At 44.9% G+C, this 17898-nt stretch carries 8 protein-coding genes; 2 read left to right on the forward strand and 6 right to left on the reverse strand.

Features of this window, described 5'->3' with window-relative positions:
* Positions 1-6: 6 nt before the first annotated feature.
* On the forward strand, positions 7-651 hold the full coding sequence (locus QUA83_RS00595) for a retropepsin-like aspartic protease (RefSeq protein WP_333290862.1): 645 nt from the start codon (positions 7-9) through the stop codon (positions 649-651).
* Between the two features lie 388 nt (positions 652-1039).
* On the opposite strand, the gene trpD is transcribed toward QUA83_RS00595, so the two are convergent.
* Entirely contained in the window at positions 1040-2155 is a 1116-nt protein-coding gene (gene trpD, locus QUA83_RS00600; RefSeq protein ID WP_333290863.1) for an anthranilate phosphoribosyltransferase, read from the reverse strand.
* A gap of 882 nt (positions 2156-3037) precedes the next feature.
* Here trpD and QUA83_RS00605 point away from each other — a divergent pair.
* Positions 3038-6139, forward strand: coding sequence for a PAS domain S-box protein (locus QUA83_RS00605; RefSeq protein WP_333290864.1), 3102 nt, complete (start codon positions 3038-3040; stop codon positions 6137-6139).
* A gap of 171 nt (positions 6140-6310) precedes the next feature.
* On the opposite strand, the gene QUA83_RS00610 is transcribed toward QUA83_RS00605, so the two are convergent.
* The 5 genes from QUA83_RS00610 to QUA83_RS00630 form a co-directional block, all read right to left on the reverse strand.
* Positions 6311-8080 (reverse strand): adenylate/guanylate cyclase domain-containing protein, encoded by a 1770-nt coding sequence (locus tag QUA83_RS00610; protein ID WP_333290865.1) that lies wholly within the window; start codon positions 8078-8080, stop codon positions 6311-6313.
* Complete coding sequence (locus tag QUA83_RS00615) at positions 8077-8472, reverse strand: response regulator (RefSeq protein WP_333290866.1); 396 nt, start codon at positions 8470-8472, stop codon at positions 8077-8079. Before QUA83_RS00615 ends, QUA83_RS00610 begins: the two co-directional genes overlap by 4 nt.
* A gap of 345 nt (positions 8473-8817) precedes the next feature.
* Entirely contained in the window at positions 8818-14295 is a 5478-nt protein-coding gene (locus QUA83_RS00620) for an AAA family ATPase (protein WP_333290867.1), read from the reverse strand.
* 256 nt (positions 14296-14551) lie between these two features.
* Positions 14552-15235 carry a ribonuclease HII gene (locus QUA83_RS00625; RefSeq protein ID WP_333290875.1) on the reverse strand — a complete coding sequence of 228 codons (684 nt, stop codon included), beginning with the start codon at positions 15233-15235 and terminating at the stop codon, positions 14552-14554.
* A gap of 1 nt (position 15236) precedes the next feature.
* Positions 15237-17576 (reverse strand): Rne/Rng family ribonuclease, encoded by a 2340-nt coding sequence (locus QUA83_RS00630; protein WP_333290868.1) that lies wholly within the window; start codon positions 17574-17576, stop codon positions 15237-15239.
* Positions 17577-17898: the final 322 nt, after the last annotated feature.

Below are 17898 nucleotides of genomic sequence, written 5' to 3' on the forward strand. Positions count from 1 at the left end.
CAAACTATGGCCAGCAAATCTCCCTTGCCTTTACTCTCAAACTCAAAAAAGCCTCTACCGATCCCTCACAACCTGCGCCAACCTTTACTGGTATTAGCAGGGGTTATTTCTCTGATCAGTTCAATTTTAGTAGGGAGTGTTGCCAACTCCTCGTCAGCCGTGGCTCAAGAAAGTGAGGGATGCTTCATGCGGAGCTCGTCAGGGCGAACCGTCAACCTCAGCCAATCAGTCTGCGGTTTTCTCCCCAAAGAATTGACTCCCACCACTTCGGCGGCAGCAAAGTCGGGAGTGTTTCAGGCAAAAATCAAACGCCGCGCGGCTAATATCCCGGTCATAGAAGTCACGTTTAACGGCAAACAAAAGTTCGAGATGATGGTAGATTCTGGAGCTAGTGGCACAGTAATTACACCAGCAATGGCTAAAGCCTTGGGCGTTGTTCTCCAGGGAACAGTGCAAGCACAAACTCCCAACGGAGTGGCTACTTTTCCCCTCGGTCGCCTGACTTCTATGGAAGCAGGTGGTCTGGCGGTTAACAATGTAGTTGTCGCAGTCTCGCCATCCCTAGATATCGGACTGTTGGGTCACGACTTTTTTGGTAATAAAGATGTGACTATTAAGCAAGATGTCATTGAATTTCGATCGCGGTCTTAAAAAGAAGTTAGTGGTTAGTTGTTATTTGTTAGTTGTTATTTGTTATTGATTACTCGTTATTTGTAGCAACTGCTTTCCTAACAACTACCAACTGCTTTCGGGTCAACTAACAACTAATATCATGTCCGATCGATCGCGCATCATACATAGTCTGGGCGGGTTTTTGAGCTGGTCGATTTTTGGCGACTATTGCTGGTGAACCCGCCCCCTACAGGAATCACGGTCAATCGACCGAATATGATATAGCAACTGTCAACTGTCAACTGTCAACTGCCAACTAACAACTGCCAACTAACAACTGCCAACTGTCAACTGCCAACTAACAACTGCCAACTAACAACTGTCAACTGCCAACTGCCAACTGCCAACTCCCAACTCCCAACTGACTTCATTTCAAAAACTCAATCAACTGCTGCAACTTCAACCAAGACTCACCGCTCAATAAAATGTCCTTAGCCAGAGAAACTCCTGCTGCGTGAGAACCCATAGGAATTGCACCTCCCACCTGAAAAGCCAAAGACGCATTCAAAGCTACAACATCCATTTGTGCGGGCGTACCTTTGCCTTGCAAAACGTTCCGCAAAATCTCGGCGTTTTCCTCAACATTTCCGCCTTTTAACGAGCCGATCGCACTTGGTGTCAATCCTACCTTTTCCGGGTCTAAAGTAGTGAGTTCGACTTTGCCATCAGACAAAACCGCCAAATCAGTCACATCACCCAACCCCGCCTCGTCCAATTTTTCTCTGCCGTGAACGACTACAGCTAACTCAGTCCCCAACTCGCCCAAAGCTTGAGCAATAGTTGATACCAGACTAGGATCGAACACCCCGATTACCTGCCCTGTAGGGCGCATAGGATTGACAAGGGGCCCTAATAGGTTAAAAATAGTCCGCACCTTCAAAGTGCGCCGGATCGGCGCTACAGCCTTAAGTGCGGGATGCCACCCAGGCGCAAATAAAAAGGTGATGCCCACAGAGTCTACCGCAGATCTTACCTTCGCGGGATCGGCGTTGAGGTTGACTCCCAGTGCTTCCAACACGTCAGCAGAACCGACTTTGCTCGATGCGGAGCGATTTCCGTGTTTCGCGACTCGAACTTTGCCGGCGGCGGCCACAAAAGCTACAGCAGTGGAAATGTTAAACGTGGAAGCGCCGTCGCCACCTGTGCCGCAAGTATCAATTAATTTGAGATTGGAGATTGAGGATTTGGGATTGACAACGCTCTCCGACTCGCCTGCAAGCGACTGAGAATGCAATACCTGAGCCATTCCTGCCAATTCTGGGGCAGAGATGCCTTTAGCTTGGATGGCCGCTAAAATGGCTCCTGAGAGGACGGGGGGAATAGCTTCTGCTAGCCATCCCTGCATCAAGTCGGCTGCTTGGGCGCGTGAGAGAGATTGTCTGTCTAATAGTTGTTGCAGGAGGGCTGGCCACACAGGAGAATCCGCCGTCTGGGTTGAAGCAGGGGATAACTCTGACGTTGCTAGTAGAGGAGAATCTGTCATTTATTAGTTCTAGTCAAATTTAGCTTGATCGAGCTTTGCGTCTAAACCGAGAATAGATCGGGATTTTACCAGACTTGCCGACCACATTTTGCGCGATCGGGCCGAGATTTTTGCCCAAATGCCAGCACCGCTACAGAATTTTTCCGCCTGCAGTAGCAGAATATGAATTTTTTGATACAACAATTACCCTATTGTTGTGCCAACTTTACATAGAAACCCCAAATCGTACAACTGCCAGCAGTCTGCTGTATTATCTATCAGCAATAATACTTAACAGTAACTCAGGGCACCCAAAGACCGATAAAAGTTTCCGACAGGAGTTGTGGAGAGCAAAAAATTTTAGATTTTAGGAGAACCCCAGATTCATCTGTGGAGTCAACTTTAATCTAAAATCTCAAATCGACTGACAGCAAGGACAGCGAGCATTTAGCTCTTGCAGGCGGGTTAGTTGCTTCGGGTAAGAGTCGATCGTACTCTCACCCACATCCTAAAAATAGGCTCTTGCGGTTATAGAAGTCGCTGCCTTTTATTGTAACAACATCCTTGCTACTAACTTATTTCAGGGTATTCAACTGCTAATATATTCAGGGAGATTTCAAGGAGCGGGTTTTGATCGAACACGTGCACCGCAGGCCGATCGATGGGGAGCATCTCAATGAAAGCAGCCAAGCTAGAAATTGGAGTTTGGAGGTGGGAGTTTTGAGGCAGGAGGCAGGAGGAAAGAGTCAGAAGGAAGGAGCCATAATAAGTGTTTTTACAAATAGGAGATGCTCCCGATCGATGTGCCAATGCGAGCGTGACAGCCAGTCAAGCCTCAAATAAATACCGGATTAGCTAAACTTTCCGCAACAATCACTAACAACTAACAGTCCAGTAGGACAGATGAATAAACACACTCGTCTCCGGCTGCGACACACTATTTTTAGCCTAAATAACGGCTCAAATTTAACAGGCGGTAGACCAAAAATATTCAACTCACACACAAGAGCAGGGTATTCACAAGTGGGAAATCAAAAATTAGGAAATAAAGCGATAGAATGCCTGAATGTCGCGGAGGCACTGCACCAAATGGAAGCAAAATATTATAGTATGTTTGAAAATGCTGTGTCGGGTATTTTTCAAACAACCCAATCCGGTCGCTACATCAGCGCTAACCCAGCTTTGGCTCGCATCTATGGATATAATTCGGCTGAAGAATTAATGGGCTGTCTGACTGATATCAGCGATCAGCTTTACGTCAATCCCGATCGCCGCGATCAGTTTGTTTCTGCTTTGCAAGAACAGGGTATCGTATCGGATTTTGAGTCGCAAATTTTTCGGCGGGACGGAACAATAATTTGGATAGCTGAAAATGCGCGGGCTGTCTGCGATGAAGCAGGGAAATTGCTCTACTACGAAGGTTTTGTAGAAGATATTACCCAGCGCAAGCAAGCAGAATCTGCACTTCGAGAAAGCGAAGAACGCCTGCGCTTAATAATTGAAGGCGTCAAGGATTATGCTATATTTATGTTAGATCCTGATGGCTATGTAGCTAGCTGGAATTCTGGTGCAGAACGCATTTTGGGATACAGATCTCATGAAATAGTCGGCAATAATTCGGAGTGTTTTTTCACTAAAGAAGATCTGGAAATCGGCAAGCACAAAGAAAAATTAATCCTGGCGGTGGCAGAAGGTCGATACGAAAATGAAGGCTGGCGGCTTCGCAAAGACGGCTCGCGATTTTGGGCGAATATTATTGTTACTCCTTTGCGCGATGAAAGGGGAAAGTTGCAGGGCTTTTCTCAAGTAATGCAGGATATTACTGAGCAAAAGCGGGCGGCTGAGGAAAAAATGCAGTTGATTGCTTCTTTGCAGGCATCGGAAAAAAAGTTTCGCACTTTGTACGAATCGACGACTGATGCGGTAATGCTGCTAGACGAAGAGGGTTTTTTGGATTGCAATCCCGCTACTTTAAAGTTATTTGGATGCAGCACTGAGTCGGAGTTTTGCGGCAAGCATCCTGCAGAATTTAGCCCGCAGTTGCAACCGGACGGACAAGATTCTATGAGTCTTTATCAAGAGCGCATTAATACCGCTATGCGATCGGGAAATTGCCGTTTTGACTGGCGGCACTGCCGTTTGGATGGTTCTGAGTTTCCGGCGGAAGTGCTGCTAACTTCTATGGATATCGGCGGCAAAATAGGGCTGCAAGGCGTGGTGCGCGATATCACTTATCGGGTGCAGGCTGAGGAAGCACTGAAGCAGGCTAATGAGGTATTGGAATGCCGAGTTAAAGAGCGGACAAGTCAGTTAGAAGAGGCTATTAAAAAGTTGAGTTTATCGGAAGAAAAGTTTTCTAAGGCTTTTCGATCGAGCCCAGATCCGATGATTATTACTACTTTTGCTGAGGGTCGTTTTATTGAAGTTAATGATAGTTTTCTGTTGATGACGGGTTACGATTTAGAAGAAACTACCTGGAATACAGTACCGGGGTTAAATATTTGGGTAAGGCCTGAAGACCGACTTAATTTTAGGCGAAGTTTGCACGAACAAGGTGTTGTTCGCAATCAGGAATGCGAGTTTCGGATGAAGTCGGGATCTCTGGTGGTGTGTTTGCTGTCAGCCGAATTGATTAATTTGGACGGCGAACTCTGTATGCTGGCGGTGATGACGGATATTACCGATCGCAAACACGCCGAAGAAGCCCTACGGGAAAGCCAGCGGGCCTTGGCGACGCTGATGAGCAATTTGCCGGGAATGGCCTACCGTTTTCGCAACGATGCCGATCGCAGTATGGAGTTTGTCAGCGAAGGTTGCTATCAGTTAGCCGGCTATTCTCCTGAAGAATTTATCGGCACTCGGGAAGTTTCTATCTCGGAATTGACTCACCCGGACGATCGCGATAATTTGTGGAATGCCGTCCAAGTTGCCTTACAAGAAAATCGACCCTATCAGCTAACTTACCGAATTACTTCTAAAAATGGCGAATTAAAATGGGTTTGGGAGCAAGGTTTGGGAGTGTTTTCCGACTCTGGAGAATTGATAGCTTTGGAAGGGTTAATTACTGATATTTCCGAGCAGAAACGCAGTGAAGAAGCTTTACTGCGATCGCAAATAGAGTTAACTCAACAAAAACTTCAACTCGAAAATACTTTGCACGAATTGCAGCAAACTCAAGCTCAATTGATTCACACTGAGAAAATGTCTACTCTCGGTCAAATGGTAGCCGGTGTCGCTCACGAAATTAACAATCCTGTTAGCAGCGTCTGCGGCAATCTCGTCCACGTCGGCCACTACACGGAAGATTTGCTGAATTTGCTCGATATGTACCAGAAGCACTGCCCCCAGCCGCCGGCAGCAATTCAAAATAAAATTAAGGATATCGAATTAGAGTTTCTGCTAGAAGATTTGCCGAAAGCGATGTCTTCGATGCAGGTTGGCGCCGATCGCATTCGGGAAATTGTGCGATCGCTCAGAAATTTCTCCCGCAAAGACGATTCTCAAATGAGCAAAGTTAACCTGCACGAAGGGATTGAAGGAACGTTGCTGATTCTGCAAACTCGCCTGAAAGCCAGAGGCAACTATCCCGAAATTGCGGTAATTAAGGACTATGGAAATTTGCCTTTGGTTGAGTGTTATGCGGGGAAAGTCAATCAGGTATTTATGAATTTGATCGGAAATGCGATCGACGCGATCGAGGAATACAACGAAGGGCGTTCAGTTGCCGAAGTCAAAGCTAACCGCAGCAAGATTAAAATTAGGACAGAAGTCCAAAACTCCAATGCTGTAATTAGGATTTCTGACAACGGCCCCGGTATGCCCGAAGAAGTTTCCCAGCAGTTATTCGAGGCTTTTTTTACCACCAAACCCGCCGACAAAGGCACCGGTTTAGGCCTGTCAATTTCCTACAAAGTTGTCCAAGAACACGGTGGCAAACTTAGCTGCGTATCTGCACTCGGCCACGGAGCCGAGTTTATCATAGAATTGCCGATCGAACAACCGTAGTCAGCAGTCATTAGTTATTGGTTATTTGTGACTGTTGACTGTTGACTGATGACTGTTGACTGTTGACTGATGACTGTTGACTAATGACTGATGACTGATGACGCTTGAGCGCTAACTAATGACTAATGACTAATAACTAATAACAACTGACAAGTGCCAACTGCCAACTAACTACTGACACATTTCCCAATAAATTCGAGCCACCTTATCCCCCGGATTTTGCCCCAAACAATCCGCAAAAAGTCCCGCAGCTTCCCTAAAATTCTTCATATTGTACAAAGACAAAGCCTCAGTAAATAGTTGCCGAGTCGCTAACTTCCCCGCTTTAACTTCCGGCCAATCCGCATCAAAAACTTCATAAACAGTCACCCATTCAGACTTACCCTTAACCTGAACTTTATCAATTACCCGAATTGCATAATCAGCAGGATTTTTCAAGCGATCGAAAGTCTGCTGAGTAATTAACAGCGACACCCCATAATTTTTCGTCAAACTTTCAATCCTAGAAGCCAAATTAACCGCATCGCTAATCACAGTACCGTCCATCCGGCTTTTTCCGCCGACTATACCCAGAATCAAAGAACCAGTATTGATTCCCACCCCAATCTCAACTGGCACACAACCCAGAGAAGCGCGATCTCGATTGTATTCAGCAAGAGTATGCAGCATGGCAATTCCCGCTTTCAAAGCATCATCCGCGCCCTCGCTAAACAAACCCATAATTGCATCGCCAATATACTTATCAATAAACCCCTTATTTTCCACAATCAGCGGTTCCATTCGACTCAGATAAGAATTTATAAATTTGAAATTTTCTGTCGGTGTCATTTGTTCCGAGAGAGTAGTGAAATTGCGGATGTCAGAAAACACAACGGACATTTCCAACTCCACCGCTTCTCCCAATTTAATATCAACAATACTGTCACATCCCAAAAAAGCTAGAAACTCCTTGGGTACAAAGCGACTTGTCGCCTCCGCAATTTCTAATTCTGCATCCAGTGAAAGTTCCAAATTGCAATTGACCTCAAAGAGATCCTCGATGAACTTTTGGCGTTCTGCCTCAGCTTCTTTGCGTTCCGTGATATCTTGAAGAGTGTTGATAGCATAAACAATATTTCCTTGTTGATCGTAGATGGGAGTAGCGAAGATTTCTAGGGGAATAATCTTGTCGCCTTGATGAACTTCTGCATCGTCAGCCGTAGCACTTTCCCCCTTCAAGGCGCGCACGCTGGGCAAATTCTCCGTAGGATACTTTTGATTTGTACCTGCTTGATAGAGTTGATAAACCTCTGATAATTGCTGGGAACTGGTATCCGGCACAACTCCTTTACCAAATATCTCTTTTGCTTTCCGATTGATGTAGTAAGGTTGACCGTCCGCATCCAGCACACCCACACCAATCGGCATTGCTTCCAAAAACTGTGTCAACCGATTTTCGTTTTCGTGTAGTTTAGCAATGAGTACGGTTTGCTGGCTGTTTAACTCGGCCAACTCCTGATTTATTTCCTGGAGTTGGGCATTTTGTTGTGCGAGTTGTTTATCTTGAATATAACTATTTAGCGCTTCTCTAACCGTCAATTTCAAGTCTTCAGCTTGCCAAGGTTTGGTAATATAACGATATAAGTTTGCAGAGTTGATAGCATTGGCGATCGCCCCAATATCTGCTTGTCCTGTCAGCATGATTTTTATAGTTTTAGGCGAAATTATGTGAGCCTGTTTCAACAGCTCATCTCCCTTCATATCAGGCATAATGTGGTCGGAAATAATTAAAGTAATTTCATCCCCATCATCGAGCAATTCTTCAATTAACTCTAATGCCTCTTCTCCGCCTTCAGCAATTTCGATCGTATAATCATTGCCGACAGCCTCTTGGAGTTCTGCTTTGAGGCTCCTGAGTACAGTTTTCTCATCATCAACACAGATAATTACCTGTTTGCTCATAGTTTAGATAAACCAGATTCAATAGTTTCTAGCAACTCGGATTCTAACCAAGGTTTAGATAAGCAAGAATGGAGATTAGCCTGTTTTTTTGCTCGGTCAATTGCTACTTGATCCGCTTGACCTGTTAGCAGAATTTTAATTACACGGGGGTAATTCTTGTGAAGACCAATCAGCAACTCATCTCCCTTAATACCGGGCATTAACCAATCACAAATAATCAGAACTAGGCTAATTTTTTCTTCATAAAGTTCGCTGATTACCTCTAACGCCTCCTCAGCATCTTCGGCTCCTTCGTAGGTGTACGCATTCCCAAATTCGGCTGCTAGCTGCGTCCTCAGACTGTCTAATATTATTCTCTCATCGTCAACGCACAGAATAACTGGTTTAGACATCTATTTTTTCTCCTTTTTAATTGTTATTAGTAGCAAAAGTAGTCAAAGTAGTAAAGTGTATTAGTATGCCCCATCTTATCTTAAGATGTCACAAGCCAACTGCTCGCCAAATCTTCTCCCCCTCCCCAGTTGCCAAAACCAAGAAACTTATATGCGTAGCACCTTAGCTGAGCATAACGCATCGTACTGCTGTTTTACATCCGTTTCCTGTTGAATCGGAGTTAGGGGTCTCAAAACGCTTTAACTTTTGAAATACTCCCAATGGGGTAGATTGCAGCTTAGGCGGAACCAAGCAAAATCCGACCTACTTACTACCTTATATCGTTTGCGAGATCCTTGACTTGCTTATACAGTGCCCATTGGCAGGAAAACATTAAATGTAGTTTTGCCAGGAATTGATTCCACTTCAATTTTTCCCTGATGCTTGTCAACAATCTTCTTCACAATATCGAGCCCCAATCCGCTGCCTTCTCCTGCGGGCTTAGTAGTAAAAAACGGGTCAAATATTTTCCCTTTTATCTCTTCTGGTATCCCTTTTCCGCTGTCGCTAATGCTAATCTTAGCCTGGTCATCTTGAGCCGTTAACTCAATTTTTAACGTGCCTCGATAATCCATTGCTTGCAAAGCATTGTGAATTAAATTAGTCCAAACTTGATTTAGTTCGTCGGGATAGCACAGTATCGGCGGGATGTCGGCATAGTTTTTGATGACATCCACTCCCTGTTTGAGTAGATTTTGATATAGGGTTAAGATTGTTTCAATACCTTCTTTAATACTGGCTGCTGTTTTTTCGCCCGACTGTTCGTAGCGGGCATAAGTTTTTAAGGCAAAAACTACTTTTGAGGCTCTGTCTGTGGCGGTGTTGATAGTAGCGATGCCTTTTTTTAATTCGGAAAGTTTGTAGGCGATTTCCAAGAGATGTAAACTATCGGCTCTTTGTAACAAAGGGACAAAGGTATCAATTTCATTATAAACGCCCATGATAACTAGGCGATCGGCTACGGTATCGGCACCACAAATCTCTAATTCTTCCAGTTGGCTTCTCAAAGCTCTCTTTAATTTGCGTTCTTCTTTGGTTGATAAGCTTGCTTCTTGTTGCAGGGAACGCTGAAGTAAACTCAAGAAATTATGTGCTTCTTCTGGGGAAAGAGATTGAAAAAGTGCGGGCAACTGTTCTAGAGTTTGATTTAAGAACTTAGAAACATTTCCTGCCGAGGAGCGAATCGCGCCCAAGGGAGTGTTAACTTCGTGGGCAACTCCGGCTACAAGTTGTCCTAAAGCTGCCATTTTTTCTGATTGAATCAATCCTTCTTGGGTGGCTTCGAGATTGCTTAAAGCTTGTGATAATTCTTGAGTGCGTTCTTCTACTTTTGCTTCTAAGTTGGCATAGAGTTGGGCATTTTCGATGGAGATGGCAGCTTGCGAGGACAAAACTTTTAACACGGCTACTCTGTCGGGAGTAAATGCACCTGGGACTAAGTTATTTTCTAGGTAAATTATTGAAATTAGGTTATTTTGTTTGAGCAGAGGAACGCAGAGCAATGATTTAGTTTGATGTGCCTTTATATAAGCATCATTAGTAAATTTTCCGCCCCTAATAGCATCATTTAACACAACATCTTTATGAGTGCGATTTACATAATTAATCACTGACAATGACAGTAAATGACTGCTTTCAAAGGGGATTGACTGCAATAAATTGGTGGTGTCGCAATCAACTGCACCGGATGCTTCAATTAGTAGTTTGCCCTGAGATTCCAACAACAAGTATCCCACCTGTGCGCCAGCATTCTCAATCATAATTGTCATCAATTTTCGGAGTAATTGCTCTAGCACAATTTCACCCGCAATGGCTTGGGAAGCTTTGATAACTGTCGCTAAATCTAAAGCTGTACTCGCTCCTGTGGTAGTGTGAGCATTGGGGACGAGAGGGCCTGTGTTTTTACCAAAAATCGTCCCAGATTTAGCCTGTAATTGCGGATATCTTGCTTCTAAATCCTCAACTTTTGCCTTAGCTTGCCAGCGAGTATAGCCGTAGTGTGCTCCTTTGAGATATGTTTGGGCAATCTCCTCCATACCGCTTACCAGATAAAACTCCGCTGCTAACTCATAGGCTAAAGCTTCATCTTGAATATATCCGTTATCTCTTGCTCCTTGAATCGCTCGCTCATAAAGTTTTGCTGCTTGCCAATTATCTCCTAATACTCGCGCTTTTTCTGCTTCAACTAAATCATATTTGTGCTGGAAATTGAACGGGGCAAGCTCTGCCCATTGCTTCATTTGCTTTTGGTTTGATTCGACTCCCTCCAAGTTTTCCATGAGATCGGGAGAATACTGAGCGAGCAGGGCAAGAGAATAGTAGAAGTTATGGAGAGCAACATACATAAATCCCATGAGAGAATCTATGTATTCTGCGGCTGCGATCGCATTCTTCACGGCATCGGCATAGTCTTTGAATAAATAAGCGAGATTTAGTTTGGCGAGGTAAACAAGACTAAGCAGCGTGCGGTTCTTTGTGGCTAGCAAACGGGGAATTATTTCCTCCTCGTTAAAGCTTTCGCCCAGCAAACGAGATGGGGTGGCAGTTGTTTCCAAAAGATTTAAGGTAACTTGCCGCCAGATATTAGTCTGGTAGAGAGCATATTCCTGTTTTAGCTTCCATAATTGTTCGCAGGATTGCTGCATTTTTGAGGCAACACATTCTAGTCCTTCTCCAGTCAAAAATAGGGTGACACAATAAGCTTTAATACAATAACCTGCGTACTCAATATCTCCTGTTTCAAGTCCGCTTTTATTTCCGTCTAGTAGCAGAGACAGACTGGTTTTTGCGGGTTCTTTCCAGTGCTTTACTAAAGAGCAGAATAAGTTATAAATTTTTGCTTTTAGCTCTCTAGCATGATATATATTTACTAGCTTCATTGCCAATATTCCGGCGTGATATCCCGTTTCTATGTTGCCTTTTCCCGAACAGATAACAGCATACGCAGCATAAGCATAAGCAGCCAAAGCTGAATAACCTTTTTGAATTGTCAGGTTAACCATTGTCAAAATAATTAACACTAAAACTCCGGGTTTCGCAAATAAAGCTGACGGACAAATAGACATCAAAATTCGCATGGCTGCTAGTTGAGCAGCGTCAGTCATTTGCGGGAAGCTTTCTAAGTCCATCAGTTGTGGCAGATCTACGTTACTATCTTCCCCTGTCGAGAGAGAAATTTCTAGTAATTTTAATGCTTCTAAACCAGTTTCTATTGCTTTAAGTGGCTGATTTTGAGCGGTATAAATTTGCACTTTAAGTTCGTAAGCTTTTACCCTGTCTAGCTGATTTATTGCTCGTTCCAAGATAACTTCAGCTAATTTTTCTGCCCGGTCAAAGTTGGTGTTTAAGTATTTAGCCTCTACCATTTCTTGATAGAGATTTAGGGTTAATTCATACTGCGTTTGCCAACTCTCTTCGGTTAAGAGGCTTAATCCTGTATTCAAATATTCAATCGCAGCACTGTAAGCCGTCGCTGCTTTGGCTTTCTGGCCCGCTATCAAATTGAGTTTGGCAATTTCGTTTCGCTCTTGTTGATGGGTTAGTAGGGGCTGTACGGCGCTGCTTAACCCTACCCCGATATTAAGATGATCTACAATTTCAAATATTTTTTTTGATAGTGTTTCGGGCGAACTGTTCTTTAGCAACAGACGACCAATTTGTAAATGAATGGCTTGTTTTTCAGATTCGTCAATCAAAGAATAAGTTGCTTGTTGGATGCGATCATGTCCAAACTTATAGTGGTGAATTAAAAGTTGACTATCTAATTCTGAGATAGTAAAAATTAACTCAGCATGAATGGCTTTTTTCAGAGCATAGAAAATTTCAGCGGGGGAGCGATCGCAAATAATTGATAGAGTGTTTAAGTCAAACTCTGCCCCGATACAAGCTGCAAAACGCAATACCTGTTTAGTAGTGGACGGCAATTTATTGAGTTTGCCAACCATTAATTCTACCACATTGTCAGTAATTGCCATCGCCTCAATCTGAACAATATCCCACTGCCAACTGCGCTCATTGAAATCGAAACTTAGGAGATTTTCAGTATATACGTCTTTCAATAATTCCGTAATAAAAAAAGGATTGCCACTGGTTTTTTTGAGAATTAATCCTGCTAAATCTCTGACAGCATAACACTCACATTGCAACGTATCTGCAATCAATTCATTGATATGTGGTTGGGCTAAAGGTAGTAGGGTAATCTGGTTAACTGTGGCTCCCTGAGAGCGGATATCTTCCAAAGTCACCATCAAGGGATGGGTAGAATTGACTTCGTTGTCTCGATAAGCTCCAATCAAAAATAGATATTGGGTATCTGTATCCACCATCATCAGTTGGATTAATTGGAGGGTGGCAGAATCTGCCCACTGCAAATCGTCCAGAAAAATGACTAAAGGATGCTTTTCTGAACAAAATACCCGAATGAAATTGCCGAAGATAAGATTAAAGCGATTTTGTGATTCAGTTGCACCTAATTTCGGCAAAACTTGCTGTTGACCCACAATTAATTCAACTTCTGGAATTACATCAATAATAATTTGACCGTTAGCCCCAAAAGCATTTAATAATTTTTCTCGCCATTGATTAAGCTGTTCTTCACTTTCGCTTAATAGTTGCCGCACTAATCTCGAGAAAGCACTGACAATAGCAGAGTAAGGAATATTCCGCTGAAATTGGTCAAATTTTCCCGCGATAAAATAGCCTCTCGCCTTAGTTATAGGTTTATAAATTTCCGATACCACGGCTGATTTTCCGATACCAGAAGAACCAGCAACCAGCATTAATTCTTTACGGGATTGCTGGTTATTTTCGTTTTTGGTAATCCGAGAGAATGCTGCTAGTAAATCTGCAACTTCTGCCTCGCGTCCGTAAAGTTTTTGGGGAATTTGGAACTTGTCGCAAATATCTTGACTACCGAGGGCGAATGATTCAATTTTGCCCTTTCTCTGTAACTGGTTCAAGCATTCTTCTAAATCTGCTTTGATTCCGCAGGCACTTTGATATCGTTCTTCTGCTGTTTTGGCCATCAATTTGAGTGCGATATCAGAAATAATTTGGGGAATTTCTGGATTAACCTGATGCGGCGGTACTGGTTGTTTGGCGATGTGGCAATGTACCAACTCCAAAGGATCGTCAGCGGCAAATGGAAGTTGTCCGGTGAGGAGTTCGTAGAATGTAACGCCCAAAGAGTAAAAGTCGGTTCGATAATCGAGAGAACGGTTCATCCTTCCAGTTTGTTCTGGAGAAATATAGGCTAATGTACCTTCTAAAACATTGGGGTTTTTTAGGGTAGGATTTTCCCGGGTGAAGACAGTAGAAATGCCAAAATCGATAATTTTGACTTGCCCGGTTTCTGGGTTTAGCAGGATATTGGCTGGGTTAATGTCTTTGTGGATAATTTGGGCAGCATGAATTCGAGCCAAAATCTCTGCTGTTTGAATAGCGATGCGGAGGAAGTGCTGTAAAGATGAAATATTTTGCGTTTCTATAGGGTTATCATGCAAAATTTTTAAAGAAGTGCCACCAAAATCTTCAAAGATAATGACTAGAGTTCTTTGATACTCTTGTAGGCTATAAACTTTGACAAATCCTTCGATATTGTTGAGATTACAAGTAATTTCGTATTCCTGCTTGTAGCGGGTAAGTTCAGCAGGATCGGGATAATCTTGATCGAGCATTTTGAAGATAACAGGTTGATTATCCTGTTCGCGAATGCCTCGATAAACCGTCGAATTAGGGCTTTCGTAAATTCGATCGAGAATCTCGTATCCTTCAATTTTTAACATTTTGGGTGATTTTTAGAATGTTAATTTTTATGTAATGTATGGTAATCTGCACCTTCTTAACAGTCGCTTTTTTTGAGCGGAATTATGTCTATTTAACCTGAGATGTTGAACTATTATCAATAAGCCTTTTATGGGCGGGCTAGGAACAACGGCTCACAACAAAATTCACTTTTTGTGGAACAGGCCGGAAAGCCTGTTAGGCGAGAATGATGCCACCTATGAGTTTAACAAAACTTGTATTATTGACTACAACTAACTATTTTTGACAAGGACTAAAAGATTGTCGGTGAAAGACAGATACACCGCAGCGTTCCAAAGCCAATTTATGTTTAGCTGTACCGTATCCCTTATTATTTGTCAAGTCATATTCAGGATACTTAACAGCCAAACGTACTATTAATTCATCGCGCCAAACTTTCGCCACAATACTAGCAGCAGCAATCTGAATCGATCGCGCATCACCCTTAATCATCGTCTCTTGCTCGATCGCCAAATTGGGAATCCTTTGATTCCCGTCAACCAAACACAAATCCGGCGTCACATTCAACTTCAAAATCGCCCGTTTCATCGCTAACAAAGAAGCCTGCAAAATATTGAGGCGATCGATCTCCCGCACCGAAGCCACACCAATTTGACAGTCAACAGCCACAGCCCGGATTTTCACAGCTAACCGACTCCGGGCTGCGGCACTCAACTGCTTGCTGTCGCGCACCCCGCAACTTGCTAATTCATCGAGAACTTCGTCGGGCAAAATGCAGGCTGCAGCCACCACCGGCCCGAACAAAGCGCCTCGTCCAACTTCATCCACACCCGCAATTACTAGAGTGTTCGAGGGAGAGGGGGAAAGGGGAAGATGGAAAGATGGGAAGAGAGTAAAAATTTCTACTTCTTCCTTCTTCCCTCTTCCCTCTGACTTCTTCCTTCTTCCCTCTGACTTCATATCACTCATCCACAACGGCTGATGAGCGGCGGCGTCGGCGGCGGTTGATAGCAGGCTCCTCGGGTTCGCTTGATTCGATCGGCTCAGGGGATTCGATCGGCTCCTGGGATTTGATCGGCTCATAGGATTCGATCGGCTCAGGGGATTCGATCGGTTCATAGGATTCGATCGGCTCAGGGGATTTGATCGGCTCATAGGATTCGTCCATCACATCGCTGGGTTCCTCCATCCGATCAAAATCATCAGTTTCGTCGATCAAACTCTCGCCATAAATTTGGACATCATCATCATCATCATCATCATCCTCAGAAAAAACAGGCTCAACTACCGACCTTTCTGGATAATAATCCCGTTCCTCATCCTCAACATTCTGTGGAGGCGTCGTCGCTTCAAACTCAAATTCGAGCTGCTCGAAAGGCGGCTTGTTCGGGGCTGCTCCGGGGAGAGTCACCGAAACGATCGCATTCTTAGGATTTTTCACGCTGCGATCAGTAAGCACCAAAGGAGAAACCCCCATCAGAGCATAAACATCCTGCTCCTCCGCCGTCATTTCCACCGAAATCACCTCTGGAGGCTCCACCATCGGCTTCATCAACTCAGACTTAGCCGGACGCACACGCTCGAAATCCTCGCGCCTGCCAACAGTAGCCATATTCACCAGCCCAAAGCCCTCCGAAGCCGCCCGGATGCCGGGGGGTGCCAGATACTCAGAGCGCGTATCCGCGACGGGGGCGCTCGAAGTATTCGGCAGCCGCAACTTGCTACGTACCGGTTCCTCCTCCGCCGGGAGAGCAAAAGGCTCTTCGCCAATCCGGCGGCGGCGGCGGCGTCTAGTTCCGTTCCCCAAATCCTGATAGCTGGGATGGTTGAGCAAGTCCAAAGGCGATGCGTTGCTGCCGGTCTCAAAATCCAAACTTTCGCTTTGAGGTTCCCAAGCAGCCCTAGCAGGTTCGGGGGGGCGTTCTTCCCGCACCGGGGCAGAAGTTGCAGCCGCCACAGGCGTCAAGCTGCGACGTTCCAATCCTTCTGGCAAATTCAACAAAACGCGGTTCGATGTAGCAACAGTGCGATCGCCCGATTCCCGCACCGCTGCGGCGAAGTCTTCTTCTCCGGGCAAGTGCACCAGATGACCCAACCCGCTGCAAGTAGGACAACTGTGGCCGAACAACTCGTAAATATTTTGACCTTGGCGCTTGCGAGTCAGTTCTACCAGTCCCAATTCCGACAGTTGAGCGATTTGCGGCCGAGCTTTGTCAGCTTTGAGAGCTTTATTGAAATGTTCCAGCACCTGCAACTGATCGCGGCGGGATTCCATGTCAATAAAGTCAACAATAATCACCCCGGCAATATTGCGTAACCGCAGTTGTCTAGCAATTTCCGTGGCTGCTTCGCAATTTGTCCAGAGTACCGTTTCCCGAGCCGTCGCCGATCGAGTAAACGAGCCAGAGTTGACATCAATCACCGTCAGCGCCTCAGTCGGCTCGATAATCACATAACCACCCGAAGGCAAATCAACCCTTGGTCTGAGGGCTTCTCGAATCGCAGCGTTAACCCGGAAAAATTCTAAAATCGAGGCGCGCTCTCGGTGGTGGTCGATCAAAACTCCCGCAGGAAGTTTACCGCCGTTCCAGCTCATCAACTGCTGCTTCACCCGCTTAATTCCATTTTGCGAGTCCACCACAATCCGATTCACGTCACCGCTGAACATATCTCGCAGCACCCGCTGGATAAAATCGTCATCCCGGTTGAGCAGTGCCGGCGCCCGCGAAGTACCGCCTTCGAGTTGAACGGCTTCCCACTGTTTTTGGAGGACTTCCAAATCTTCCATGATCGCTTCTTCGGTCATCCCTTCAGCTTCAGTGCGTACCAGCAGCCCCATCCCGGCCGGTTTCACCAAAATAGCCAGGGCTCTGAGGCGGTTGCGCTCGGCTTCCGACTTGATCCGCCGCGAAAGATTGACTCCCCTGCCGTAGGGCATCAGTACCAAATAGCGGCCCGGCAGGGTAATGTTGCCTGTCAGCCGGGGGCCTTTGCTGCCCGTCGGTTCTTTCATTACCTGTACCACCACTTTCTGCTGGGGGGTCAGGAGTTCTGTAATTGCTCCTGCCGAGCGTTTAAGGCGCAGCGGGCCGAGGTCTGTGACGTGCATAAACCCGTTACGTTCTGGGTCGCCAATATTAACGAAGGCCGCATCTATCCCAGGGAGTACATTTTCAACAATTCCCAAGTAAATGTCACTGACTTGGTGGCTGCCTGTGGCTACCACAAGTTCTTGGATTTGATCTTCTGAAAAGACGGCAGCAATGCGATGCTGCTCTGCTATAACTATCTGCTTTGTCATTCAATTTCCTCAAAAAACTGGCAGCAAGTTAGAGACACTTACGCACTCATAGTGCCTCTGACTTAGACTGTAATTAGTAGTAGCTTGAAGAGTTATTAGCTGTGAGTTGGTGCAGGGTGGAAGGAAAGTTAACTGTTGACCGTTCACTGTTAACTGTTAACTGTTGACTGTTCACTGTTAACTGTTACAGATAAAGTAGTTAAACCCGCCCGTACAGAGTTATGAGTTATGCTCAGCAGATAAATCTGAGAGATAGAAAGAAGGAGGCTTTTATCGAGTTAGCAATATTGAGATTTGAGTTGAGAATTGCGAAATCAATACT

Origin of the sequence: Microcoleus sp. K1-B1, from assembly GCF_036704705.1 — a bacterium.
Taxonomy (GTDB): Bacteria; Cyanobacteriota; Cyanobacteriia; order Cyanobacteriales; family Microcoleaceae; genus Microcoleus.